We start from the raw sequence: 25138 nt of genomic DNA on the forward strand, positions 1-25138 counted from the left end.
AACCTATTCAATCTATTCAACCTATTAAATCAGGCATGAAGAAAGGAATTTAAGGCTTTCATTCGTGCCATTCCAAGTTACCTAGATATCTCTGTTTAATGGGAACTATTTAATGGGAATTATTTAATTGGGAACCATTTATTTGGTTTACCTTGGCTAAATAAAACCACCCCAGTGGGCTCTGGTTTCGGTTCTGAATTCGCTATTTTATGTGTTTGTAATGGGTAGCTTAAACCATCAAAGTCTAACTGTAACCATTGTTGATTGTTTTTCGAGGCTAAACTTTGCCATGAAAAATGTTGGCTTTTAGCAACGGTGATCGGCGCATAAACTCTTGATATTCTACTTGAAAAAACAAGACTATCGTTCTTTCCTTCAAACACTATCATTTCACAACCAGTACTAGAGCACCAATCTAAAAAGGCGATCGCTTCATCTTGTCCATCTCCATTTAAATCGAATCTAACTGAACTAAATTTAGTTTGTTTAGGATCGGTTCTATGAATTTTAAAATATTGACGTAATGCTGCCTGCACTTCTGTATCTATTTGTATTTTAGGTGCAATATTTTGGGTGTTAAATTGACGCGTAATTTGTACTGCCTCCTCCTCTGATAAACCTGCTTGCAAGTTCATTTTTTTAAAGGTTAAAGGAGTCGCAAATGAAGTTAGTATATTACTGATGTTAATCGCATTGCTTGAAATGCTTAAACCGCTTTGTTTGAAGATAATTTCTTCTTGTATCGATTGATCATTTTGCTGTGTGAGCATTACTACAACGCTATCTGGCGTATTACTTTTCCAATAACCTGTTTTTATAATTTGGTAAGGTTCATTACCTTGTACGTATTCAACGCTATGATTTTCATTTAACGTCAAATTAACTTCTGGGGATTGATTAGTTGCCGCTTTTAAATAATAACCTGCAAAGGAGGCTGAAGTTTCTAGCCAACCCGGTTGTCCACAGCCACTAAAATGTCCATATACGGTCTCTGCTTCAGTGATATATCCCCAATATTCTTTATCGTCAGACATGTAGCAATGCCCAGGCTGAATATGCAAAGCCAGCTGTTGGCCTTCATCATTGCTGCTTTTTAAATGGTTAATTTGTGTCGCTTCAAAGTTAGCGTTGCCTAAGAGATAAGATTGATTACTGGCTTTTGTGGCAAAAAATAGTTGGTTGTCATGCATATTAATACGCCAGTAAGGATCTTCTCCTTTTGCTTTAAAACGAAAGGTATTCAGTGGTTTAGCGCACTGTAATGATGACTGCGCTAAAGCCATATGGTGTATTCTATCCACACGTAATTGAACGAGATCCTTCGAACGCTTATTCGTCGTAAAATTGATTTCACCTGCAAATTCAATATAAACGGGCTGTTGTGTATTGTTACTTATTTTCTTATAGATAGTCGCCAATTCGGTATCTGTGACAATAGTATATTGCTGATCATCTGCGCAGGCCTGAAAATAAAATTGATCATTCTGTGTAGTGAGTTTTCCTCGAAAGCTATTTTCTAATATGCTTGAAAATGCTTTATGTACGACTTCTTGCGTAGATTGTGGTGTGGTTGTTTGTGTTGTATTTTGAGTTTGCGGCTGAGTAATAGTGCATGCAGATAAAATGAGCGCAAAAGAAGCGGTAAACAATAAAGACAGGAAAAAACGCATAATTGACCTCTGACAGCACCTGCTGATAAAAATAAACAATGCATACTATAACAGGATGTTATCTGCACTCTGTAATTAACTTCGCATTTTATAGAGAAGTTAATTGTCGAGTGCTAGAAAGTTATCTTAACTGGTCAGTTAAGTAGCAGTTAAGTAGCAGTTAAGTTAGGTGAGTCATTTCTAACTTGCTACTTTGAGGGAGTAGTGTCGTCTTCTTTTTTACCCTTTCCGGCCCAGCTTGGCTTGCCTTTACCTTTAATCGTGCGATGACGTTGTTTACCTACCTCTAGTTTTTTCTTTTGACGTTTTTCTTTCTGTAGGCGTTTTACTTCTTCTTCGCGTGCTTTGCCTTTTTTAGTAATTGGCTTTTTAGTTTTACGCACACTGGCTTTCGCTTCTTTATTCTGTGGGCGTAAACCTTTAATCACACGACGCTTTAATATTTGGTCCGTGTAACGTTCAACTTTTGCAAGAATATCAATATCATGTGCTTCGATAATTGACACTGCAGTTCCTTTTTTACCGCCTCGTGCTGTGCGCCCAATACGGTGTACGTAAACATCGGCACTACGTGGCATATCGTAGTTAATTACATGCGTAATATCAGGCACATCAATACCACGAGCTGCAACGTCTGTTGCAATCAGGATATTCGTCGTACCTTCTTTAAATTGACGTAATGACAGGTTACGTTTTTCTTGATCCATTTCACCACGTAAATAGTTACAGCGAATATTTAATTCAGCAAGTTGAGCTACTAACTGAGCAAGACGATCACGTGTTTTTACAAATACAATCATCTTGTTAATTTGTTCGTGTTCTGGTTCTTGTTGTAACAGTGCCGCTAATAATTGTAATTTGTGCTCCGGGTTATCAGCAAGGTGGATATATTGTAAAATCTTACCACTTTCTCTACGTGTTACTTCCGCATTTAATTGCACTGGATTATTTAATACATCACGGGCGAATTCACGTAACCCTTTACCTTCAAGTGTTGCTGAAAATAAAGCGGTCATTTTACGCCAGCGTGCTTCACCAGCAATGCGGTCCATTTCTGCAATGAATCCCATGTCTAACATTCTGTCCGCTTCATCAAGGATCAGGCATTCAACTTCACGACAATCAAATGCTTCTGCATCGATGTATTCCATTAAACGTCCCGGTGTGGCAATCACTATATCCACTGAACCCATAATGATATCTTCTTGATCTTGGTATGAAATACCACCGATAATATTACCTGCAACCAGCTGTGTACCAGCGATTAATTGTTCTGCAACTTCACTGATCTGTACTGCTAGCTCACGCGTTGGCGTTAAAACAAGAATACGTGCAGAGCCACCTTTACGACGTGGGTAGTCGATTAAGCGTTGTATCGCAGGTAATAAAAAGGCTAAGGTTTTACCCGTACCTGTAGGTGCACTCGCCATGATATCTCGTTCATCCATGGCTGGTGGAATAACCAACTTCTGGATACTAGTAGGGCGTGTGTGGCCCATCTTAGCAACGGCGTTTAATAAATGCTGATCAAGCTCGAGTGATGCAAATGACATGAATACTTCCAATACAATAAAACAAAAAGCGCATTATAAAGCAAAGATCATGTTTAGGGGGGAAATTGTCTATTAATTAACTTAATAGTTGAATTCAATCTTATGTCAGGGAGAAAATAGTGCTTATTGATTTAAATATCTCTGTAATGGAGTTTGAATTAACGGTATGAGTCACTTTGCAAAGGTGATGTTGACACTTTTCTGCTTTATTAAGGCGTTGATGGATTGTTGTTAGGCTGCCATATAAAACTAACTTTATAATTTAAAATTAATACTATTAAGTAATTAACTGTTTATTATTCTGATCAAACTTCGCGAGACTGGTTTAAAAACAGTGTAAGCTTTGTGTTTTTATAAGCGCTATTTGAATTGTTTGTTTTCTTTTATATTAAGGTAAGGATTGTCAGTGTTTAATATTATTGCTCCGCTAGATAAAGTCACCTCTGAATTCGTTAATACATTGCAAGAAAAAATTGATTTTAAAACCAAACCTCAGGGGAGTTTAGGTTTATTAGAATCGATTGCATTTAAAGTCGCTTTATTACAACAAAGCTTAACGCCAGTTTTTAGCAAACCGAGCATTATTGTTTTTGCCGCAGATCATGGCGTTGCTGAGCAAGGTGTAAGTTTATTTCCGCAGGTAGTGACGGAACAGATGGTATTAAATTTTTTACAGGGTGGCGCGGCAATCAACTGTTTTTCTGCACAACATGATATTGAATTGAAAATTGTGAATGCAGGGGTTAAAGCTGATTTTTCGCATATAACAGCAACACACTTTGTTAATGCGCCGATAGCGTTAGGGACAAAAGATTTCTCGAAAAAAGCGGCCATGACTAAAGAACAATGTTTACAAGCAATCGAGCAAGGTGCTGAACTTGTTAAGCAGCAACATCTGCAAGGGTGTAATGTCATTGGTTTTGGTGAAATGGGGATTGCTAATACTACCTCTGCGGCTGCTATTATGGCTGCCATTATGAACCTAACTGGTCAGCAATGTGCGGGCAAGGGAACAGGGATTGATCAACAAACCATCGCCATAAAAGCAAAAGTCATCGACCATGCTGTTGCTAAATATCAATTAAATGATGCCGATCCATTAACTGTATTACAAAGTGTTGGCGGTTTTGAAATCGCTATGATGGTTGGTGCGATGTTAAAAGCAGCAGAGCTTTCTATGTTGGTACTTGTTGATGGATTCATTGCTTCTAGTGCCGCCTTAGTTGCCAGTGAGATGCACGATGACTTTTTGCAATACACACAATTTTGCCATCAATCAGAAGAGCAAGCGCATCAACTATTATTAACTGAAATGGGAGCAACACCTTTATTACACTTAGGAATGCGTTTAGGGGAAGGCTCCGGTGTTGCGGTTGCTTACCCGCTATTAGTCTCTGCATTAGCTTTTTTAAATGAGATGGCCTCTTTTGCCGATGCAGGTGTCAGTGATAGTGAGTAGTCGCTGTTAATAAAAATAGAGCAATTATCGTTAACAGAAACAGATCAATCATCGTTAATAAAAACAGATCAATTATCGTTAAGAGAAACAAACCAATTAATCATTAAACCTAATATGCAGATGAGAAAAGTATGACGCTATTTTTAAAAAAACAATGGGTTTTATTTTGTTACGCATTATCATTTTTTTCTCGTTTGCCTACTTCTAAACAATTGGATTTTACTGCTTATCCTTTTCATCTAGGTAATGTGTATTTACCTATTATAGGATTGATTTATGCGCTTATTTGTTTACTTGCGTATGCCCTTAGCCAGTTGGTGTTTGACCCTAGTATCAGCATTATTTTAATGTTGTTAACAGGTGTGCTATTAACAGGCGCTTTCCATGAGGATGGTTTTGCCGATAGTTGTGATGGTTTTGGTGGCGGTTATAACAAACAACAACGTTTAGCTATTATGAAAGATAGCCAAATAGGCACCTACGGAGTTATTGGTCTAATTCTGTTATTGGTGTTGAAAATCCATGTGTTAGGCCTGCTTATAAATCATAGCATTAGCTTTTTTGCTTTGAGTTTTATAAGTGCGGCTGTATTAAGTCGATGCAGTGTACTGTGTTTAATGCAAAGTACAGACTATGCTCGCGAAGAATCGATCAGTAAATCAACGCGATCCTCGCAACGCTTACCTCAACGCTACTTGCTGGCCGCTCTATTGACCAGCGTTGTTTCAATACTATGGATGCCGTTTTTTTGCTTATTATTAGTTTTCACTGTGGTTGTTATTAGCACAATCTCTTGTCGCACTTATTTTCAGAAAAAAATACAAGGTTATACCGGAGATTGTCTTGGTTTTGTGCAGCAGTTAAACGAACTACTTATTTTATTAATGCTGGTGGCTTATGTTTAAATGACCTGTTTTCAAACCTGCTATTTCTGAATGTAAAGCGGTCAAAAAAGCCCATAAAAATAAGTGCTTTTACGGAGTAAAGAGTAAAGAATAAAACAAAGCATAAAAAACAAGGGTAAGCGAGAATGAAAAAAGAAACAAACAGTAAGCAATCACTAACGTCTGAAGGCCTAACTTCTGATTCGTCGCTATCTACTGCTCAAGTTTCTAATTCAACATCGGCCTCTAGTGCGACAATAATTAATCATCGCATTTTCCTTGTGCGCCATGGGGATGTTGATCTTCCATCTGGTGTTTGTTATGGGCAGTTAGATTGCGCAGTCACGTCTTCATTTAATAAAGATGTGCAAAAGCTCATTGATTACTTTCAAACACATTGCTTGTTTCCAGAACAGCAGCAATATCCACAAGAGCTGCCATATCAACAAGAACTAGATTCTCCAATAATTATCACTAGCCCATTAAAACGCTGCGCTCAATTAGCTGAAGGGTTACAAGCTTATTTTGATAACAAATACTCTGGATCAAAAGATGCAGTATCAAAAGACTTAACATCAAATGCGTCATCACCTAAAAATATACCGTCAAAAAGCCCTGTACAGATAAACCAAGCTTTTAAAGAGATCAACTTTGGACAATGGGAGGGGCTAAATTGGCAATCCATTGGACAAGAAAAAATAGAAGAGTGGAATAATGATTTACTGAACTTTACTTTTCCAAATGGAGAAAATGCAAGTGGCTTTGATCAACGAGTTGTCAACGCCTGGCAAGTATTACAGCAACAACTCGCACAGCAAACTAAAACCCAACAGATTATCATTATTTGTCATGCTGGCGTTATTCGCTCTATTTTATCTGATCTCTTGCAAATCCCACTACAACATTCATTAACATTACAAATAGATAAAATGAGTGTCTCCAGTCTTAAGCTTTTCCCGAACCAAAGCGCATTATCACGTTGTATTGGTATTAATCATCAGCTTTAAATGCATGACTTGCTTCTGCTGTCTGTTATTAAGCAAGCCAGTTATTGCTTCTAAGTGCTTATAAATACTTATGAGTACTTAAAATTACAAGACTTTTTATGTCATCTTGCTTCAGCCTTCAAACTTTTGTGCTAAAGCTTCGCTAACTATAGGTTGGCTGAGTGGGGCATATGCTAGAATCGCGCAAAAAATTTATCGCTTCAATTTATTAATTACTTTAAGGAAAATGTAATGTTAAAGCTGCCTAAGGTCTTAAGTGTCATATTGATGCTTTGTACTGTCTTATTTTCTTCCTCCCTATTAGCGAGTACTGGAGATCATATAGATCTCACTTCACATGGTATTGGTTATGCAGCTGTTTTATTTTTTGCTATCGCCTACTGCTTAGTGATGTTGGAAGATGTGATCCACCTTCGTAAGTCCAAACCTGTGCTGGTTGCTGCAGGTATTATTTGGGGCATGATTGGTTTTTATTATTCTCAAAATGGCATGAGTCATGAAGCTGAAGCGGCATTTCGCCATAATCTATTAGAATACGCAGAGTTATTTTTCTTCCTATTAGTTGCGATGACTTATATTAACGCCATGGAAGAGCGTAAGTTATTTGATTCACTACGTGCGTGGATGGTTAATAAAGGGTTCACTTTACGTTTGATTTTTTGGTTAACAGGTATCTTAGCTTTTTTCATCTCGCCTATTGCAGACAACTTAACCACCGCATTATTAATGTGTGCGATCGTAATGAAAGTGGGTGGTAAAAATACAAAATTCATCGCCTTAGCCTGTATCAATATCGTGGTTGCAGCTAACGCTGGTGGTGCATTCAGCCCATTTGGCGATATTACAACGTTAATGGTGTGGCAAAAAGGCATGGTTGAGTTCACCACATTCTTTGCATTATTTGTTCCGTCCGCAGTTAATTTCTTGATCCCCGCTGTGATCATGAGTTTCTTTATCTCTAAAGAAGTGGCGCAGGGAGATGGTGAGGTTGTGCATATGAAGCGCGGTGCTAGACGTATCGTTGGTTTGTTTTTAGTGACTATTTTCTTTGCCGTAGCAGGGCATTCATTCTTAGGTATGCCACCCGTGTTAGGTATGATGACCGGGTTAGGGGTATTGCAGTTCTTTGCTTTCTTTTTACGTAAAACACAAAAAAATCATTATGAATTTGCACTTGAGCATACCGTGGATAAAAAAGAGCATGAACGTCTACGTGGTTTAGGGGATGGCGCTCCCTTTGATATATTTCATAAAGTGGCTAAAGCAGAATGGGACACATTGTTATTCTTTTACGGGGTTGTATTGTGTGTGGGAGGGTTGGGTTTCATTGGTTACTTGGGCATGATTTCCGAAGCGATGTACAGCAACTGGGATGCTACTTATGCCAATATTACCGTAGGTGTGTTGTCAGCGATTGTAGATAATATTCCGGTGATGTTTGCGGTATTAAGTATGGAGCCTGATATGAATACCGGGCAATGGTTGCTTGTTACATTAACCGCAGGTGTTGGTGGCAGCATGTTATCGATAGGTAGTGCTGCAGGGGTTGCATTAATGGGGCAAGCACGAGGGATCTATACCTTTGGTGTGCATCTAAAGTGGGCTCCCGTAATTGCATTAGGTTATGTCGCCAGTATTTACACGCACCTATGGTTCAATGCCGTTTATTTTAATTAAGCCCTGTTTAATCTAAATCAAAGAAAAGTTAAATTAACACCTATTAATATGTACTCCTGTAAAGGCTTTAACTTACAATAGTTTTGAGTAGTGTGACCTAATGCGAAATGCTACTTACTTTGCTACTTACTTTTTAGGAATTATTAATTATTAATTATTAATTGTGAATTGTTAATCGTTAAGTACAAAATTAATTTAGGTCTACTATTAACTGCAAAGCTAAGCTAAAAGTTAGTTTAGTGTTAATAGCAAATGATACTGACTGCTTGGTTAGTTTTTTGACAAGAAAAGAGAATAAATGACAAAATGAAGTTTGTTTTTGAAAAATAAAAAAACAATGGAAATAAAGGTCAACATAAAATCTATTTCATTTGGTTTTTTTATAATTTTCTTGCGAATTCATGGGCTTTGAAAGATTTTTTAAAAAAATATGCGTTTATTTCTTTTCTTTTATTATAAAAGAACTACTCTAAATGAGGTAATAAAATAAGGCGGCTGATAACAGCCTGTCACGCTAAACTTATATTGCTATCATTCTTGTCAACGCAGATGCTGGTGCTAATGTAAAACTGAATGGTTAGAAAATGTATGTTCATAAAAAAGATTGTTTAAGCCTATTTAAATAAATAATGGTTTAACAAAGTTAAGGATAAAAAAATGAAAAAAGTACAACAAGGTTTTACATTAATCGAACTATTAATCGTAATCGCGATCATCGGTATTCTAGCCGCGGTAGCATTGCCTGCTTATCAAACATATACACAAAAAGCAAAATTCTCAGAAGTGGTTTTAGCAACAAGCTCTGCTAAACAAGCAATGGATGTATGTGCTCAAATTAACCGTACCTTTGTAGGATGCGCTGAGGCGGATGCTGTTACAAGTGGAGCTACATCTACATATGTTAATAGTGTAGCAATTACTGCTAGTTCAGCAACCGCAACAACCATAACAGCAACTTCACAAGGTATAGATAGTGCTGTATCAGCAGCAGGCTCTACTTATACACTTACAGGTACTCTTACAAATGGTGCTGTTAAATGGGTGGATGGTGGCACTTGTACTAATAATGCAATCTGTTAATAAGTAATGGCAATCCATAATATTAGCGGCTTGGCTTCTAGCCTGGCCGCTCGTGGTTTACTTGACCAAGATAAACTACAACAAATTTGTACCTCTGCTGCTTCTGAACAGAAAGCGCTTGTCTCCTACCTGGTTGAAAATAATTTTATTGCAAGTTTAGCCTTAGCAGAATTCTGCGAAGCTGAATATGGTATTCCTCTATTAGATAGCGATGCATTAGAGCTGGATAATATTCCTGAAAAGTTTATTAACCAAAAACTAATAGAGAAACATCATGCCCTGCCTGTGTATATGCAGCAAAATACACTTTATATTGCCATGTCAGACCCCACCAATGTGTCAGCCCTAGAGGATTTTGGCTTTAGCTTTAGTATGCACACTGAAGCGTTATTGGTGGAAGAAAGTAAACTGAATGAGGCGATTGAAACTTTATTAGACGATGGCACTAGCTCATTAGAAGATATCGGCAGCATTGATGATATTGAAATTGACGAAACAGAATCTCGCTTAGACCAAGCGCAGGCAGCTGACGATGATGCACCGATAGTTAAATATATTAACGGCATATTAGGTGACGCGGTAAAAAAAGGCGCATCGGATTTACATTTTGAACCCTATGAAAAAAAATACCGAATTCGTTTTCGCGTAGATGGCATTTTGCATGAGGTGGCTTCTCCCCCAGTTAATTTAGCTAACCGTTTTTCCGCGCGTTTAAAGGTTATGTCTAAGTTAGATATTGCAGAAAGGCGCTTGCCGCAAGATGGCCGTATTAAACTAAAAATTTCTAATAAACGTAATATTGATTTACGTGTCAGTACGCTACCCACTATGTGGGGTGAAAAAATTGTAATGCGTATTTTGGACTCTTCTGCCGCCAGTTTAGATATTGATAAACTAGGTTATACAGATGAGCAAAAAGCCAAATACATGAATGCCTTATCTAAACCACAGGGCATGATATTGATCACTGGGCCGACAGGAAGTGGTAAAACGGTTTCACTGTATACCGGTTTAAATATTTTAAACACCGTAGAGCGTAATATTTCTACGGCAGAAGATCCGGTAGAAATCAATTTAACCGGTATTAATCAGGTACAAATCAACAACAAAGCAGGTCTAACTTTTGCTTCTGCCTTACGCTCATTTTTACGTCAAGATCCCGATATTGTTATGGTCGGTGAGATTCGAGATTTAGAAACCGCAGAAATTGGTATTAAAGCCGCTCAAACCGGGCATTTAGTATTATCGACTTTGCATACCAATTCAGCAGCAGAAACCCTTACGCGTTTATTAAATATGGGCGTACCTGCTTTTAATATTGCGTCTTCAGTTTCATTGATTATTGCGCAACGTTTAGCGCGTCGTTTATGCGAGCACTGCAAAGCACCATTGGAAATGTCTGATCCCGAGTTAATTGAATTAGGGTTTAAACCTGAACATCTGGCTGAAAAACAACATTTATGTAAACCCGTGGGCTGTAGTAAATGCACCGATGGTTATAAAGGCCGTGTAGGTATTTATGAAGTGATGGAGATGTCAGATGAACTGGGTCGTATTATCTTAAATGATGGTAATGCTATGCAAATAGCTGATGCCGCCATTGATGAAGGTATGCATACCCTACGTCAATCTGCGATTAAACAAGCGTTAAATGGTGTTACCAGTTTAAATGAAGTTACCCGCGTCACTTAAATTAGAAGCATAAAACTGACTGATAGCATTAATTAACACTCGTATTGCTCCAGAGGTTGTATTAATTAGCTGAAGTCCCTGACTGCAATAACTTCTAATACTCATACATATAGTCTTAATTCTTTTCACTCAAAACGTTAGTAATAGTGCAGTTCAGTAATTATTTAAAGGATTTTTAATGGTGAAGAAAAAGACAGTCGCCGATATACATACCTTTACCTGGCAGGGAATTAACCGTAAAGGGGCAAAAGTATCTGGTGAATTACAAGCAGAAAGTGCGATTGAAATAAAGTCTGAGTTACGTAAACAGGGCGTGAGTGTAACCAAAACACAAAAGAAAGCGAAGTCGCTGCTTTCCTTTGGTGATAAAATTCAACCTATGGATATCGCCGTTGTCTCTCGACAAATTGCCACCATGCTGAGTGCCGGCGTACCTCTAGTTCAAAGCTTGGAGTTGATAGCAAAGAGCAATGAAAAAGCCTCCTTAAGAACCTTAATGACTTCTATAGCTAACGATGTATCAACGGGGACTCCACTGTCTCAAGCTTTACGTACTTTCCCGAGAAATTTCGATGATTTATATTGTGATTTGGTTGAGGCTGGTGAACAGTCTGGTTCCTTAGATACCATCTACGACCGAATTTCCACCTATAAAGAAAAGTCAGAAGCGCTAAAGTCTAAAATTAAAAAAGCTATGTTTTACCCCGCTGCGGTTTTAGTGGTTGCAGGGGTCGTTACATTACTTTTATTACTATTTGTTATTCCACAGTTCCAAGATATTTTTGCTGGATTTGGTGCAGAGTTACCTGCATTTACTTTATTTGTATTAGGTATTTCTGATTTTGTACAAAGCTATTGGTACATCATTATTGGCGCTTGTATATTAGCGGTGTTTTTGTTTAAAAGGGCGCATCGCAGTAATGAAAAAGTACGTAATAATACGGATAAGTTTGTACTTAAAATTCCTGTTATTAAAACGATCCTCAATAAAGCCGCGGTAGCACGTTTTGCACGTACGTTATCCACTACCTCGGCTGCCGGTATTCCCCTAGTGGATGCGTTAGTCTCAGCTGCGGGTGCATCGGGTAACTATGTTTACCGAACGGCTGTGAATACAATGCGCTCTGAAGTGATGGGCGGCATGCAAATTAATGTCGCCATGAAAACCACCGCCGCTTTCCCGGATATGGTTTCACAAATGGTCATGATTGGTGAAGAATCTGGTGATCTAGATGGTATGTTGAGTAAAGTGGCCGATATTTATGAGCAACAAGTTGATGATGCCGTCGATGGTCTCACCAGTTTATTAGAGCCAATGATCATGGTGGTGTTAGGTGTAGTAGTAGGGGGACTGATAGTCGCCATGTATTTACCTATATTCCAATTAGGCAGTGTTATTGGTTAATAGCTGATCAACGACAATTAAGTTGGAAAATTAGAGCAAATAAGCAACAAAAAGCGAACTGAAAATAGTTCGCTTTTTTGATCCTATTACAGATCTTAAATCATCCTTTTTACCCATAAAGTTCAGCCATGCTTAAATGGTGTTGTGGCATCGGTGGAGTACGTAAAGCAACGCACATAAACCTAGCTACTAAACCTAGGTAGCATATCTTTAAGAATAAAACGCCGATTGAACCTATAACAATATTCAGCTAATTACCTTGGTAAATGCTTTGCTTTAATTTAGTGGTAAGTGCCAGTTATTGGTTTTTACGTTAGCAATCATAGTGTTAACTCAAATAAACTGTTCTCAGGTAACACTTCGGAGATACCACCAGTAGCCAGTAGCAGCACCAAAATGTTTACATTTTGCCTCGGTAACTGCTGTAAAATAAGCTAGACCATCTGAGATAAAGTGTTGGTACTGTTGTGTTGGTACTGTTCAGTACAACTTCAGTTGTAGCGATGAAACAGGCGACACATTTTTTTATAACGACTGAGGGAGTGTTAATGTGGTTACTCCCTCAGAATGCTATCATATTGAGTTTGCTGCCTGCTATTGACAAAATAATGCATGTTGAGCCGTCATAGGAATCAATGCTTTATGATGGCAATACTTCAGAAATACGTTTGCTACCGTTAAAGATCTCGGTAATAGTACTTTTTATAGGTGGGTTGTTCAGCGTAAATAAAAGTGCTTTAGCAACGTCATCTCGCGTTATTGTCGCTTGCTCTTTTTGCTCTGGTTGTTGGTCGGTAAACTTACCTTTCTCTGGATCATTAGTAAGCGTTCCTGGGCGAATAATAGAGTAATGTAAACCACTGCGTATTAGATGTTCATCTGCCATATGCTTAGCAACTAAGTATGGTTGCATACTCTCAGATCCTTTTGATGGCATGTCGGCACCTATTGAACTGACCATTACAAAGTGTTTCAGGTCATTGTTTTTGGCGTAATCAGCTGCTCTGCATGCTGCCCATAAGTCAATAAGTATGGTTTTATCTGCACCTGTGTGGCCGCCAGAACCAGCCGCAAAAACAACATTTTCACAATGTTTGAAAGCATGTTCAAAATCTTTGCTCAGGTCACCTTCAATAATTGATAGTTTGTCATTATGGATATCTGATAACTTACTTTTATCACGCACTAGCGCTACTACATGCTGGTTGTTATCTAGCATTAATTGGGTAAGCTGTTTACCAATTTGTCCACTTGCTCCAATAATTAATGTTTGTTTCATTTTATCTCCCTCTAGATTTATGTAGTTAGATTTATGTAGTTAAATTTATACAGTTAGGTGTAATAGTTAACTGGTATTGCTCACTGAATAGGTTATAGATTGCTTCTTTGTTTCTTAGTGCTAGATAAGCCTTAATCCCAATATCACCAACATGGCTATATTTGCCACAACGCCAATCAAAAAGAAGTAGGTACGAGGACTTGGATTTTTTTCTGTTGCAATTACATAGTACAAAACCATATGCACAATTCTGGCAATAAGGTAAGTCCATATGAAAATAGCAAAGATAGGGCTTTGAACGTTGAGCACAAATGCTAAGAGAACCGTCCCCGCAAATAGAGCACTGTTTTCTAACGTATTGTGGAAGGTGCGATGTGCTCTAAAAACAAAACTATCGTGAGATAGGTTTTCATTAATTTTCCCTGGCACAGCATCTGGTTGCTTAGATTTACTAAAGGTGGCAACTATCCACTGAATGAGTAGCATCACTAAATACAAATAAAACGCTATATATCCTGAGTAGGCAACTTCGTTCATTTTTATTTTCCTTTTATAAATTCAATAACAGTAAAATAGCAACTATCATGCCAGCTGTAATGCCTTCTGTAATGCTTGGTTATATAAGGGGAAAATATTTTCTTCTATAAAAAATATGCAATAAGTACAGGGGAGTTGTAAGATCTACACATATCATTTTTCTACTAAAGCAAAAAAACTATAACTACTTCTTAATCTATGGGATGCAAAATAATGTCTACTTTGTAACCTTTTTATAGCAAATTATGTCATCAATAGTGCTCTAGAAAGTGAGTATTGAAGTGTTGGCTGAGTTTCGTTAACAAGCACCTTTAAGTAACCACTTTATATGGGGCTTATTTTAAGTGGAGGATTTTCTTAAGTGGGAGATTTTCTCGTATATGCAAAACGACGTAATGGGTTATAGGCTATTTTTATCGTTAAATCTGCCACTTGTTATATCGTTGTAACTGGCTTAAAAATAAAAACATATTTATTAATTTACTCCTCAAATAAAGTCATCTTTTCTGCGTGAAATTAAGTCTAAATTGCAAATGAAAACTTTAATTATCAATTAATTGTGGAAAGAAATTCAATTATTAGCCTGTTTATCGTTAGTAGATGCCGCTTTACAATTACCTATACCAATCGTCTTAATAGCAGTTATCTTTAATTCAGTTGTCTTTATTTGATAACAGAATACAAACCTATTTTTAGCGCTAACTATTACTGATATCAAGGTGTAGCAAATGATTACGGTTGCTTTAATTACAGTAAGTTTTGAATGAAACCTAAGTTTCCTTGCTGGGATCTCTACAACGCTTTTTAGATAGTACTTTTTCGATAGCATTTTTTCGATTGCACCCATGTTAATAATTTTGAGAGTAAAAAATGATCACTGATATTTGGTTTTATATTGCAGCCATTCCTGCTGTCTTTTTCTATGGCATGGGGAAAGGTGGTGTTGGTGGCATATTAGGCATGCTCTCAGTGCCATTGATGGCAATGACTGTCTCGCCAATCCAAGCTGCGGCGGTTTTACTTCCATTACTGTGTATTATGGATTTAATGGCGCTTATTTATCATCGAGAAAATTGTAATTATGCTGAATTGAAAAACATGCTTCCCTATGCGGTAGTCGGTGTGGTAATTGCTTCATACTTTATGGGCAGCTTGCCTTCGCATATTGTGGAATTAATTATTGGTGGTTTAGCTTTAACTTTTCTTGCCCAAAAATTTTTACTTGGCAAAACCCAATCAACCTCTGCAAAAAGAGGTTATGCACTCAGTATGATTTCTGGGTTTTCAAGCACACTGGTTCATGCTGGTGGGCCACCTGCAAGTATGTACTTGTTACCTAAAAAGTTACCAAAAGAGCAACTAATTGGTACCAGTGTGGTCTTTTTTGCTCTGCTTAATTTTATCAAGTTAATTCCCTATAGTTACCTAGGACAGCTTGATGCAGAAAACCTCAAAACATCGTTAGTGTTAATACCCGTTGCTTTTTTAGGAGTAAGAACGGGTGTGTGGTTAGTTAACATTATTTCACAGGAGTTAATTTATAAAATAAGCTACTCAGTTTTATTTATTACAGGTTGTAAGATGCTTTACTCAGGTTTAGCAACTATTTATTAGTGGAAATAGTTTTTTAACCGATTAAATAATGTACTTAATGAATGAAATGGTTATTACGCTTCACCTCAAAATAAGTCATAGGGTATTGCATCATTAATTGAACCATTAATTACAGCATTATTCGCACGAGTACGGACACAGTTTTGCCGTTTTAATGCTCTAGCAATGATCAACTATTCGCATTTTATTACCGCCAATTAGGTTATTTAATAATCCCCCTGGTAGATAATTTACTTAAAATTTCACCCGTTTTTTGTCTAAAGAGATCGCGTAATAATCTAACACTTGGTGTGATTGATTGTTTACTTGGGCAAACCAACCACAATTCTGTTGCTGTGGTTTTATATTCTGGCATTAAGCTGCTCACCTTGCCGGAAAGCAAGTCTTCAGACATATCTAAACAGGATTTAATGGCGATACCTTTGCCTGAAACGCACCAACGTCTCACTAAGTCACCATCGTTAGAAGCACGATTTCCAGTTAACTTTATTTTGTAGTCTTGTTCACCGTTAGAAAACTTCCAAGTGTTCTGCAACATATCATGCAATTGATAGAACAACGCATTGTGAGTCAATAAATCATTGGGGTGATTTGGCGTGCCATTTTTTTCTAGGTATTCAGGAGTTGCGCATAATACGCGTGGCACATCACATATCTTAAAGCCGACCATGCCAGAATCATTTGGGGAACCATAGCGAAGTGCCATATCTATCGAGTCGCGGTAAAAATCGATATTACTGTCACTGATATTACTTCTTAGCGTCACCTTAGGGTTTGCATCCATAAATTCATCAAGCCAAGGAGTCACTAAATTACGGCCTAAGTCAGAGGAAAGGGCGATGCGAATACTTCCTTCGATAAACTCTAAACTTTCCTGCATATTCTGCTTGGCGAGTTCCAGCACCAACAAGGCTTTTTCGCACTCAGGTAGGTAACGTTCCCCTGCACTGGATAATCGTAGCTGCCGAGTAGTACGAATAAATAACTCTGTTCCCAGCGATGCCTCTACTCGCTTTACAGCTGCACTTGCTGTTGCAGTACGCATATCTAGGGCTGTCGCTGCTCCAGTAATACTGCGAAATTCAGCGACTTTAAGTATAACTTGTAAGTCTTCCAGTAGCATAAGCGTCTCCTTCTTTTTGATCTAGCAAAAACTAAAAAAGCCGACTCATTAAGAGTCAGCTTGTATTGGTGATAGTTGTCATGTTATGAAATTAAGCGATGCTGGTCATTTCATTGAGCGTAAAACTATCGACTGCCCCTTCTGTTGCCGCCAAGTAATCTTTTAGGTGTTGGTTATCCATATGAGTTTGCCACAGTTCACGTGACTCCCAGTTTTCATAGAATAAGAAGTGCTTAGGATTTTCGTTATCCTGATGCAAGTTGTAATTAATACACCCTTGTTCTGCACGAGTCACGTCGATAAGTTTAAGTAGCTCAGATTTTACTAATTCAATTTTGTCTTCTTTAGCAATAATATTGGCAATAATAGTGAGTTGAGTCATGCGTTATTCCTTATTGGTAATTTAAGTGGTTATAACAATTTAAAAAATATAAATCCTTTATTACTCTGGCAATTTAATGCGCAAAATATGATAAGGCTTGCTGCTACCTTCCTCACCTTCGTTTAGAGCAGGATGAAGGTGCAGTTGATTTTGTGTCATGTATAGATAACCGTTTTTCTTATCAATTGAAAAACCATCAGCCCAATCAAGTAACTGTTTATCCTGCGCTAGAATACTGTATCCATCTTTATTTGACACCGCAATGGCATTTTTCTCAACATCGCCAACGTAAATATTGCCTTTAGAATCAATGATCATGCCATCACTTGGTCTTTTCTCACTGTAAAATTCAATGCTCGCAGCTTGTTTTTGCTTTGAAACTTTCTGATCAGCGAGCACTGCTGCGGGAATACGATAGATTTTATCGCCATTCACAGAACCAAAGTAAACCCACTCATTCTCTGCGTCGATAGTAATTGGGTTAAGACCAAGGTAAAGGGCATCTTTACTGCCATCTTCACGCTTAGTACCCATGACAGAGTCGTTGATCACTACTTTATGCTTAGGTGACATCAATTCAGCCTGAGACTCTAAAACACGACGCGCTTTACCGGTTTCTAAATCAACCACAACAAATGCAGATTTTGATTCACCGACTAAGTTACCTAAAGTTGTATCGGCTATGTACATCATATTACGCTTGCTATCTAGCGCGAAATCCTGAAGGAAAGAGTTAGCCACTATTGCTTCTTTATCAATTTTGATATTTTTAACCAGTTTATTGTTCACACTATCCCAAGCTAGGATTTGTGGAGCTGAAGTTTGGCTGCCCATATCTAGAATATAAACAACACCATCAGCAGTTGAGTCGACCCCGATCACTGACGCTAAGCCCACTTCACCTTTCTCTGGTCCATCAGCCCAGTCAACCGTTGGAAATGGTTTAAGATCGCCATTTGCCATTAGTTCTACAACTCGAAATTCCGGTCCATCTAAAGGTTGCATTGAAAGAATGATACGTCCTTCTGATGTCACTGTCGGATTACCCGGACGGCTACCATCAAATTTAGCAACGATTTCTAAATCGCTGGTCGCAGCAGATGCTGTGTTTAAAATAAGTGCCGTGCTTAGTGCAAGAAGCGTTTTTAACTGTTTCATAGTATGACGTCCTGTTTGGGTTAACTGTTTAGATGCGACCATTATAGAAATTAAATAAATATTTATAAACAGGGTAATATTTGAAAGATTGTCCAATAATATTTGGTAATCTATTTTAATTCAGCGAATGTCATTATTTTCTGAGTGTTCACTACACGATATTTTCAATTTAAACAGGAAACTGTTTCTAGTATTAGATGCTATTTGGAGGCGGCTCGATAGGCTAAGGTAGCATTGATCTGGTTGTCTTACTTTGGTTGTAATGCAACATTATGCCTTTATTATGGAGTAGCGAATGAAATTATATATTTATGAACACTGTCCTTTTTGTTCTCGTGTGCAATATGTTGCAAAGAGCTTGGGGATTAAACTGGAGACGGTTGTGCTTGCCTACGACGATACTCAAACACCTAACACACTCATTGGCAAAAAAATGGTGCCTATCTTAGTTAAAGATGACGAACAAGTGATGGTCGAAAGCGATGCTATCATTGCCTATTTAATAGAGTTAGCAGGTAGTGATGAAGTGCGAGAAGTGAGTCAACAAGCATTAGGTTGGCAGTCTCGCTCATTTAATTCTTTACTTCGCATTGGTTACCCTCGCTGGTATTCACTTGACCTTGAGGAGTTTTCTAGTGAGAAAGCTCGTCAAGCTTGGTTGGATCGTAAACAAACTGATACGGTGAACTTTACTGAACTTATTGAGAAAACCGAAGAGGCAGTGATTGATAGCAATGCTTTTTTACAAGAGACTGAAGCGCAATTAACATTTAAAGTAGGTTATGCACAACTATCTTTAGTTGACCAAGCTATTTATTTCTCGTTATTACGTGGTTACTGTTGTGAACCATCAATTCAATGGCCAGTGCAACTGCAAACTTGGCTGAATAAGATAAGTAAAGACACTAGTATTCCACTATTAAAGTGATTTTATGTTTGCTTTAGAGTAACCGTCATTATTTAGTAATCTATACCCGTTACCAATCAAGATGTATTACTCAGTCGCTTACTCGGACTTCATAACAAGGTGTAGCACTATGACCTTTGGAGCAATTAACTTCGTTAATTCTCTATCGGTAGGTGGTTAAAAAAGTCGTTACCCCTTAAATGACTCGTCCTTATCGAATGCTACAACGCAGTATTGAATTTCGAGTTAGCGACCCTGAGGCTAAATCGCAGGTAATCATTTCGTTCCTGTTGTGAAATGGGAATAAAATCTCGATTTAACCCCTTAGACCTTCACCTTTATGTCTTTACCTTTATACGTAGAACCTGCTCACCTTACGGCTTGCTGATTTTTAAATCATGCTTGGTAATGGGGGCATGAGCAAAGCAACTTGCCTTTAATTGGCCGTTTTATCAACAAAGCTGCTAATTACAATATGTATTTCTTTAGCATAAATATAAATCATTGATTCAATACACTTGCGAGTGCTTGCTTATCCTTAACTCTGCAGGCGTTTCTTCAAAAATAAGTGTTAATAGCAATATAATGATGGCCTTTTTACTCAGCAATAACTATCAAATTTATTTTGAAAATAATTCGCTTTTAAAGCTGTTTTTAACTCTGTTGTTTAGCAATATGATGTGACTCATCTTATTAATATGAGGAAATTTAAAATGACAACAAAAATTACAATGGGGGTGACTGACTTATCTTTCCATCACACAACCGCGTCATTAGTGGCTAATGTATTGACTGATATGGGATTTGAGGTTGAACGAATCTTTTCTCCTCATCAAGAAAACTTCAAAAAACTAAAATCAGGAGAGGTTGATATGCTTGCTTCTGCCTGGTTACCTTCAAGCCATGGGCTCTATAAAGCTGATGTTGAAGAGATTCAACCACTTATTGAGTTGGGGTTGCACTATCAACCTTATGCGCATTGGGGAGTGCCAGACTATATACCTGCAGATCAAGTTTCAGAGGTTGCTGATTTATTAAAGCTCGACGTTGCCAATAAAATGCGTAAAAAAATTCAAGGGATCAACGCAGGGGCGGGGATTACTCGTTTTTCTATTCAAATGATGGAAGACTATGGCTTAAGCAATGCTGGTTATGAGTTTTTCACAGGAACAGAAGACGATTGTTTTAATGCCTATGAGCAAGCTGTGGCGAATAAAGAATGGATTATTGTTCCATTATGGAAACCTCAATTTCTACATTACCGTTATAATATTCGTGAAATTAAAGAGCCTAAAGGACTGTTAGGTATTGTAGATAGAGCGGTTCTGTTATTAAGGAATGATAAAAAAGGGTTGTTCACTGAGCTGCAAATTAAAAAACTAGACTCTCTACGTTTCTCTAACGATATCATTGCAGAGTTGGATCACAAAGTTTGCCGTGAAGGGCAGGCTCAAGATCAAGTGACTCATGACTGGTTAGTGGCGAATGGCTTCTTAAGTCATTCTTCTTAAGTCACTCATAATCCTCTGCGTTAGCCCTCTCCACTAGAGCCCATATCATGCGCTTGCTTTGCAAGGTTAATGTGCTGCTTATAAGCCTTCATACAACAATGCCGTCAACTATTCTCGGCATTGTTGTATCCAATAAAGCATTCTCGTGATTCCATTCATTCAAGTAGGCTTGTCGCCTGTTTAAAAAACACATAGAAAGGGATGCCTAGAAAGTTGTCTTTGAAAAAGCACTCAAACAAGGGAAAAGCCGATGTTAATAAATAGTGATTGTAGCCATGCCTAATGTTATCGGTCTTTCAAATTAAAAGGTCGCTTGTGGCCTAAGCTATATCAATAAGCGGATGCGCTTCTTTAAAGGTTTTAACATCGAATATTGTAGCGTCTATGTCTTTAGATGGACTAAGATTACTAGCGTTTTTTACAGCTAAAAAAATGCAATTGATTTGAAATATTATCAATTGCTTTTTGATAAACAGTCGACGTACCGCTATCTAGTACGTCAATCGAGGTAATCTGTCGATGATCAAACCTTTACTTTATGGCGTTGCTACCGTTTGTCTCGGTTGTATTATTCGCAGTAGGTTTGCTTCTTGTCACTAAAAAGCAGATCAATGACCCTAAGGTCACTAAAGCGACACCTTTCCAAAATGAACTTGTTAGTGAAATTGATAAATAAACAGAAGCAAAAAGCGTAGAGAAGACAGGGGTGAAATAGGAGATGGTACCTAATAAAATGATATTGCCGCCTATTACTGCTTGATTCCATAAAGCATAACCCGTTCCTATTACTATGCCTGAAATAATTAATGTTAGCGTTGATGGAAGTGTAAAGTGCAAGCTGGGTTCATTACTGAAAAAGTATTTTACCCATAACGTTATCGCGGTAGCCGCAAAAAATAGCACAATAGCATTTTTTCCGTTGCTGATTTTTTTAGTAATTACGCAATAGAAAGCCCAAATGAAAGCGGCTGAAAAGGCCATTAAGTAGGTTATTGGATTACCTGAAATATTATTCATTAAGGTATTTAATGAAATACCTTGGTCGCCGGCAATACACCATCCGACACCCGTAAAAGCAATAAGAATACTTGGGTATACTAATATATTTACTTTTTTAGGGCTGATTAGCACGCTCAATAATATGGTCAATGCAGGCCATAGGTAATTGATAATAGACATTTCCATCGCTTGATGTCGACTATTTGCCATGCCTAAAGACAGTGCTAAGCAGATTTCATAGGTGACAAATAAAACCCCACCGATCAACAGGTAACGTATCGGATAGTCTTTTATTTTAGGTACGCCCATAACAGACATTAAAAAAATAGCGCTGACACTATACATCATGGCTGCCCCTGCGATAGGGCTAAATAACTCTGATAAGTCTCTGATCAAGGCAGTGACAGAACTCCAAAGCAGGATCGCAACAATGCCATAAAACGTATATTTATTTTCATTAATAAAAGACATAAAAAACCAACGTTATCATTAGATTAGAATTAGTATCACATTATCGTGTTTAATCATTTGGATGCAATACATTAACGTGTTTATTTAACAGTATTGATAGTCGTTGTGATTTGACTTAAAAACACTGGTTTAAAAAGATAGAGTTATAAACATGACTTAAAAAACATTGACTTAAAAAAGTGAATTAAAGATAACCATCATTTAATGCGCACTAGCAAAGTTTATTGATGAGATATCTTGCTAAGATAGTTATTATTGTGGTTTTACAGCTGTGCTTTTATGAGTGCTTTATTTTATAACGTTATAGAGAGAAGTTGATGTTGGATGCCATTTGCATTTTACCTAAGAAAGATGACGTTGAACGTGATCCTCTGTCGATAGAAGATGAGATGCAAACGCAAACTACTTTCTCTATTTTTGAATTTAAATTACTGTCGGATGAAAAAATTGCACTATACCGACATTCATTATTTTGCCCTGAATGTTTACAGAACGCTTATTTTAGGCGAGCTTCTAAAGATGGTAAACAAGCCTGTTTTGGCTCTCGTTATCATTTACCAACCTGCTCAGCGCTAAATAGCCGCCCCAAAACAAGCTTACTGGAAAACGATAAAGATAAGACACAATCTGTCACTAAACATAAGCATGAAGGGCAACAAAAGTTACAACAAAGTATTGAATTTGAAGATGGATTTACAATCGATTTTTCCAGCAAGTTTTCAGCCAAGATAGAGCCTTTGCGTAATCAAACAACTAAAAGCGCCAGCTTGAAAACAACTTCAATAATTAAGGTTGAATCTGAATCTGAATCTGGAACTGAAGTAGAAACTGAATTAGAAGACATTGCTGACTTGAATTTATCGTCAAGAAAAGTTGTTAAAAAAAGCATTAAACAAACATTGCCTAAGTTATTAAAGAGCTTGTTAAATAATAGCTCTTTAGCTGCTTCTGATGTGTGGGTTTATACCAGTGATAAACATAAGTGGCGTGCAAAGAATTTGTTCGTGTCTTTAACTAAGGTAGAAGTACTAGAAAATTTTGCACCTCGTATGTACTGGGGAGCAATAAGTCATGCCGATAAAGATCTTTTATGGTTGAATGTTGCAGAGGCTAAGGATCTTGCTATTCCAATTAAACCTTTTCAGCAGGCGTTGTTAAAAAAGTATGCGATACAAAAAAGTAGTGATTTGATTGGTGCCAATATTATTCTATTTGCAAAATGTTTGAGCAATAAAGATAAATCACGAAAATTCTTACAGTTATGGAGTAATGATTTGCAGTATTTACACTTATCATTAAAAAAACTGAAATAGGTTAAACACAAAAAATCTATTTAGAGACGGTAATAAAAACTGTTTACCTAGTTACCTTCGTGTCATTCTCTTGTCATATTGCTCCTGTATTTTCGACTATTTTAAAATATCAGTCATTGCTACCCCTTTGTATCAGGATATAAAAGTATGTGGGAAATATTTAAAACTTTTTTTGTATTAGGTTGTATTAGTTTTGGTGGTCCAGCCGCTCATATTGGCTACTTTAGACAAACCTTTGTACAACGCTTAGCTTGGTTAAGTGAGAAGCAATATGCTGATTTCGTAGCGTTAAGTCAGTTTTTACCCGGGCCGGGCTCTAGCCAAGTCGGTTTTGCTATTGGTTATCATCGCGCGGGATTAGCTGGAGCTTGTTGTGCTTTTTTAGGGTTCACCTTACCTTCCATTATTATCATGTTATTACTGGCAATAAGTGCGGGACAATTAGCTGGCGATCAGCTTTTTCTGTCTGTTATGCATGGCCTTAAGCTATTAGCCGTGGTGGTAGTTTTTGATGCTGTCTTCATGATGTATCAAAATTTCTGTAAAGATAAAACGCGCATTTTTTTATGCCTATTAACCGCAGCCACTTTATTAATAATACCGGGATTATTAAGTCAAATTTTGGTTTTAATTATTGCCGCGTTAGTGGGGGGATTTTTATTAAAAGAGAATAAAATGGAAGGTGTTGAAAAGGGGACACAAAGTGCAATGAAAGTACTAACCTCCTCAATCAACCATGTTCCGCTGATCTTATTTTTGCTGCTTTTATTTTTTCTACCAATTATGACCGTATTACTGCCTTCTATGCCACAAGTCTTTTCTGTGTTTTCTGACTTCTTTCAAGCGGGCAGTTTAGTGTTTGGTGGAGGGCATGTGGTATTACCTTTACTGCAGAATATTGTCGAGGGGCAAGTAACTCCTGATCAGTTTTTAACGGGGTATGCGATTGCACAAGCAGTACCCGGTCCGATGTTTACTCTTGCGACTTATATTGGATACTTTATTTTACCCTCTTCGCCTATTTTAGGCGCTTTAGTTGCCACTATTGCTGTATTTTTACCGGGATTTTTATTGTTATTAAGTTGTTTGAGTCATTGGCAGCGCTTATCGAAAATACCTAATCTAGCCGCTGCTATTAATGGTGTTAATGCTGCGGTAGTCGGGTTGTTGCTGAGTGCGCTTTATCAACCTGTATTTACGAGTGCCGTTTTTAATGGGATAGATATGGCGCTAGTATTGCTCGGGTTCTATTTACTAAAATGTTTAAAATGCCCAATTATGTTTTTAGTACTGTTATTTGCAGTTGCTGGTGCAATGTTAGGCTTTATTTAACCCTTCCATGACTAATTTAAAACGATATTAACCACGAAGCGCTACGCTTCACGAAGATAAAAGATAAAAGATAAAAGATAAAAGA

Annotated in this window: 20 protein-coding genes and 1 pseudogene; 12 read left to right on the plus strand and 9 right to left on the minus strand. The window is 37.6% G+C overall.

Translation table 11 applies throughout. From position 1 onward, the window contains the following. Window positions 1-119: 119 nt before the first annotated feature. Both H5084_RS14060 and srmB read right to left on the minus strand, forming a co-directional pair. Entirely contained in the window at window positions 120-1670 is a 1551-nt protein-coding gene (locus tag H5084_RS14060; RefSeq protein ID WP_182690894.1) for a hypothetical protein, read from the minus strand. 188 nt (window positions 1671-1858) lie between these two features. After that, window positions 1859-3223, minus strand: a complete 1365-nt coding sequence (srmB, locus tag H5084_RS14065; protein WP_182690896.1) for an ATP-dependent RNA helicase SrmB — start codon at window positions 3221-3223, stop codon at window positions 1859-1861. A 406-nt stretch (window positions 3224-3629) separates the two neighbouring features. On the opposite strand from srmB, the gene cobT reads away from it, so the two are divergent. The 7 genes from cobT to H5084_RS14100 all read left to right on the plus strand — a co-directional run bounded on the left by cobT (window position 3630) and on the right by H5084_RS14100 (window position 12427). Further along, window positions 3630-4682 (plus strand): nicotinate-nucleotide--dimethylbenzimidazole phosphoribosyltransferase, encoded by a 1053-nt coding sequence (gene cobT / locus H5084_RS14070; RefSeq protein WP_310735757.1) that lies wholly within the window; start codon window positions 3630-3632, stop codon window positions 4680-4682. 131 nt (window positions 4683-4813) lie between these two features. Beyond that, entirely contained in the window at window positions 4814-5587 is a 774-nt protein-coding gene (locus tag H5084_RS14075) for an adenosylcobinamide-GDP ribazoletransferase (RefSeq protein ID WP_182690901.1), read from the plus strand. A 125-nt stretch (window positions 5588-5712) separates the two neighbouring features. Then, entirely contained in the window at window positions 5713-6573 is an 861-nt protein-coding gene (locus H5084_RS14080; protein WP_182690903.1) for a histidine phosphatase family protein, read from the plus strand. Window positions 6574-6804: 231 nt separating this feature from the next. Continuing rightward, a complete protein-coding gene (gene nhaD, locus H5084_RS14085; protein ID WP_182690905.1) occupies window positions 6805-8250 on the plus strand; it encodes a sodium:proton antiporter NhaD in 1446 nt (481 codons plus the stop codon). 657 nt (window positions 8251-8907) lie between these two features. Next, a complete protein-coding gene (locus H5084_RS14090) occupies window positions 8908-9330 on the plus strand; it encodes a prepilin-type N-terminal cleavage/methylation domain-containing protein (protein ID WP_182690907.1) in 423 nt (140 codons plus the stop codon). 6 nt (window positions 9331-9336) lie between these two features. Then, window positions 9337-11022: a type IV-A pilus assembly ATPase PilB gene (gene pilB / locus H5084_RS14095; protein ID WP_182690909.1), complete on the plus strand. Its 1686-nt coding sequence runs from the start codon at window positions 9337-9339 to the stop codon at window positions 11020-11022. A gap of 178 nt (window positions 11023-11200) precedes the next feature. Beyond that, window positions 11201-12427, plus strand: coding sequence for a type II secretion system F family protein (locus H5084_RS14100; protein WP_182690911.1), 1227 nt, complete (start codon window positions 11201-11203; stop codon window positions 12425-12427). A 109-nt stretch (window positions 12428-12536) separates the two neighbouring features. Here the strand turns inward: H5084_RS14100 and H5084_RS19785 are convergent. The 3 genes and pseudogenes from H5084_RS19785 to H5084_RS14110 all read right to left on the minus strand — a co-directional run. Then, window positions 12537-12760, minus strand: a pseudogene (locus H5084_RS19785) (IS1595 family transposase); the annotation flags it as partial. A 307-nt stretch (window positions 12761-13067) separates the two neighbouring features. Beyond that, window positions 13068-13706 carry an NAD(P)-binding oxidoreductase gene (locus tag H5084_RS14105; protein WP_182690913.1) on the minus strand — a complete coding sequence of 213 codons (639 nt, stop codon included), beginning with the start codon at window positions 13704-13706 and terminating at the stop codon, window positions 13068-13070. A 120-nt stretch (window positions 13707-13826) separates the two neighbouring features. After that, window positions 13827-14243: an MAPEG family protein gene (locus H5084_RS14110; RefSeq protein ID WP_182690915.1), complete on the minus strand. Its 417-nt coding sequence runs from the start codon at window positions 14241-14243 to the stop codon at window positions 13827-13829. 870 nt (window positions 14244-15113) lie between these two features. Between H5084_RS14110 and H5084_RS14115 the strand changes: the two genes are divergently transcribed. Further along, window positions 15114-15857, plus strand: coding sequence for a sulfite exporter TauE/SafE family protein (locus H5084_RS14115; protein WP_182690917.1), 744 nt, complete (start codon window positions 15114-15116; stop codon window positions 15855-15857). 202 nt (window positions 15858-16059) lie between these two features. Here H5084_RS14115 and H5084_RS14120 read toward each other — a convergent pair whose 3' ends face one another. From H5084_RS14120 to H5084_RS14130, 3 genes are all read right to left on the minus strand, one after another. Next, window positions 16060-16980, minus strand: a complete 921-nt coding sequence (locus tag H5084_RS14120; RefSeq protein ID WP_182690919.1) for a LysR family transcriptional regulator — start codon at window positions 16978-16980, stop codon at window positions 16060-16062. A 91-nt stretch (window positions 16981-17071) separates the two neighbouring features. After that, window positions 17072-17362: a putative quinol monooxygenase gene (locus H5084_RS14125; RefSeq protein WP_182690921.1), complete on the minus strand. Its 291-nt coding sequence runs from the start codon at window positions 17360-17362 to the stop codon at window positions 17072-17074. Between the two features lie 60 nt (window positions 17363-17422). Continuing rightward, window positions 17423-18520 (minus strand): L-dopachrome tautomerase-related protein, encoded by a 1098-nt coding sequence (locus tag H5084_RS14130; protein ID WP_028869070.1) that lies wholly within the window; start codon window positions 18518-18520, stop codon window positions 17423-17425. A gap of 295 nt (window positions 18521-18815) precedes the next feature. On the opposite strand from H5084_RS14130, the gene grxB reads away from it, so the two are divergent. Next, complete coding sequence (gene grxB, locus H5084_RS14135; RefSeq protein WP_182690923.1) at window positions 18816-19448, plus strand: glutaredoxin 2; 633 nt, start codon at window positions 18816-18818, stop codon at window positions 19446-19448. Window positions 19449-20140: 692 nt separating this feature from the next. After that, window positions 20141-20938 carry a glycine betaine ABC transporter substrate-binding protein gene (locus H5084_RS14140; RefSeq protein ID WP_220485973.1) on the plus strand — a complete coding sequence of 266 codons (798 nt, stop codon included), beginning with the start codon at window positions 20141-20143 and terminating at the stop codon, window positions 20936-20938. A gap of 531 nt (window positions 20939-21469) precedes the next feature. Here H5084_RS14140 and yddG read toward each other — a convergent pair. Continuing rightward, window positions 21470-22408 (minus strand): aromatic amino acid DMT transporter YddG, encoded by a 939-nt coding sequence (yddG, locus tag H5084_RS14145; protein WP_028869067.1) that lies wholly within the window; start codon window positions 22406-22408, stop codon window positions 21470-21472. A 317-nt stretch (window positions 22409-22725) separates the two neighbouring features. On the opposite strand from yddG, the gene H5084_RS14150 reads away from it, so the two are divergent. Beyond that, window positions 22726-23721, plus strand: a complete 996-nt coding sequence (locus tag H5084_RS14150) for a hypothetical protein (RefSeq protein ID WP_182690925.1) — start codon at window positions 22726-22728, stop codon at window positions 23719-23721. Between the two features lie 147 nt (window positions 23722-23868). After that, window positions 23869-25053 (plus strand): chromate efflux transporter, encoded by a 1185-nt coding sequence (gene chrA / locus H5084_RS14155; RefSeq protein WP_182690927.1) that lies wholly within the window; start codon window positions 23869-23871, stop codon window positions 25051-25053. The last annotated feature ends 85 nt before the right edge of the window (window positions 25054-25138 follow it).

The sequence above is a fragment of the Psychromonas sp. SR45-3 genome (genome assembly GCF_014163575.1).
Lineage (GTDB): Bacteria > Pseudomonadota > Gammaproteobacteria > Enterobacterales > Psychromonadaceae > Psychromonas > Psychromonas arctica.

Excerpts from the sequence above, each read along its gene's own strand:
- H5084_RS14060 (WP_182690894.1), bottom strand. The coding sequence starts at position 1,670 with ATGCGTTTTTTCCTGTCTTTATTGTTTACCGCTTCTTTTGCGCTCATT.
- srmB (WP_182690896.1), bottom strand. The coding sequence starts at position 3,223 with ATGTCATTTGCATCACTCGAGCTTGATCAGCATTTATTAAACGCCGTT.
- H5084_RS14075 (WP_182690901.1), top strand. The coding sequence starts at position 4,814 with ATGACGCTATTTTTAAAAAAACAATGGGTTTTATTTTGTTACGCATTA.
- H5084_RS14080 (WP_182690903.1), top strand. The coding sequence starts at position 5,713 with ATGAAAAAAGAAACAAACAGTAAGCAATCACTAACGTCTGAAGGCCTA.
- nhaD (WP_182690905.1), top strand. The coding sequence starts at position 6,805 with ATGTTAAAGCTGCCTAAGGTCTTAAGTGTCATATTGATGCTTTGTACT.
- H5084_RS14090 (WP_182690907.1), top strand. The coding sequence starts at position 8,908 with ATGAAAAAAGTACAACAAGGTTTTACATTAATCGAACTATTAATCGTA.
- pilB (WP_182690909.1), top strand. The coding sequence starts at position 9,337 with ATGGCAATCCATAATATTAGCGGCTTGGCTTCTAGCCTGGCCGCTCGT.
- H5084_RS14100 (WP_182690911.1), top strand. The coding sequence starts at position 11,201 with ATGGTGAAGAAAAAGACAGTCGCCGATATACATACCTTTACCTGGCAG.
- H5084_RS14105 (WP_182690913.1), bottom strand. The coding sequence starts at position 13,706 with ATGAAACAAACATTAATTATTGGAGCAAGTGGACAAATTGGTAAACAG.
- H5084_RS14110 (WP_182690915.1), bottom strand. The coding sequence starts at position 14,243 with ATGAACGAAGTTGCCTACTCAGGATATATAGCGTTTTATTTGTATTTA.
- H5084_RS14115 (WP_182690917.1), top strand. The coding sequence starts at position 15,114 with ATGATCACTGATATTTGGTTTTATATTGCAGCCATTCCTGCTGTCTTT.
- H5084_RS14120 (WP_182690919.1), bottom strand. The coding sequence starts at position 16,980 with ATGCTACTGGAAGACTTACAAGTTATACTTAAAGTCGCTGAATTTCGC.
- H5084_RS14125 (WP_182690921.1), bottom strand. The coding sequence starts at position 17,362 with ATGACTCAACTCACTATTATTGCCAATATTATTGCTAAAGAAGACAAA.
- H5084_RS14130 (WP_028869070.1), bottom strand. The coding sequence starts at position 18,520 with ATGAAACAGTTAAAAACGCTTCTTGCACTAAGCACGGCACTTATTTTA.
- grxB (WP_182690923.1), top strand. The coding sequence starts at position 18,816 with ATGAAATTATATATTTATGAACACTGTCCTTTTTGTTCTCGTGTGCAA.
- H5084_RS14140 (WP_220485973.1), top strand. The coding sequence starts at position 20,141 with ATGACAACAAAAATTACAATGGGGGTGACTGACTTATCTTTCCATCAC.
- yddG (WP_028869067.1), bottom strand. The coding sequence starts at position 22,408 with ATGTCTTTTATTAATGAAAATAAATATACGTTTTATGGCATTGTTGCG.
- H5084_RS14150 (WP_182690925.1), top strand. The coding sequence starts at position 22,726 with ATGTTGGATGCCATTTGCATTTTACCTAAGAAAGATGACGTTGAACGT.
- chrA (WP_182690927.1), top strand. The coding sequence starts at position 23,869 with ATGTGGGAAATATTTAAAACTTTTTTTGTATTAGGTTGTATTAGTTTT.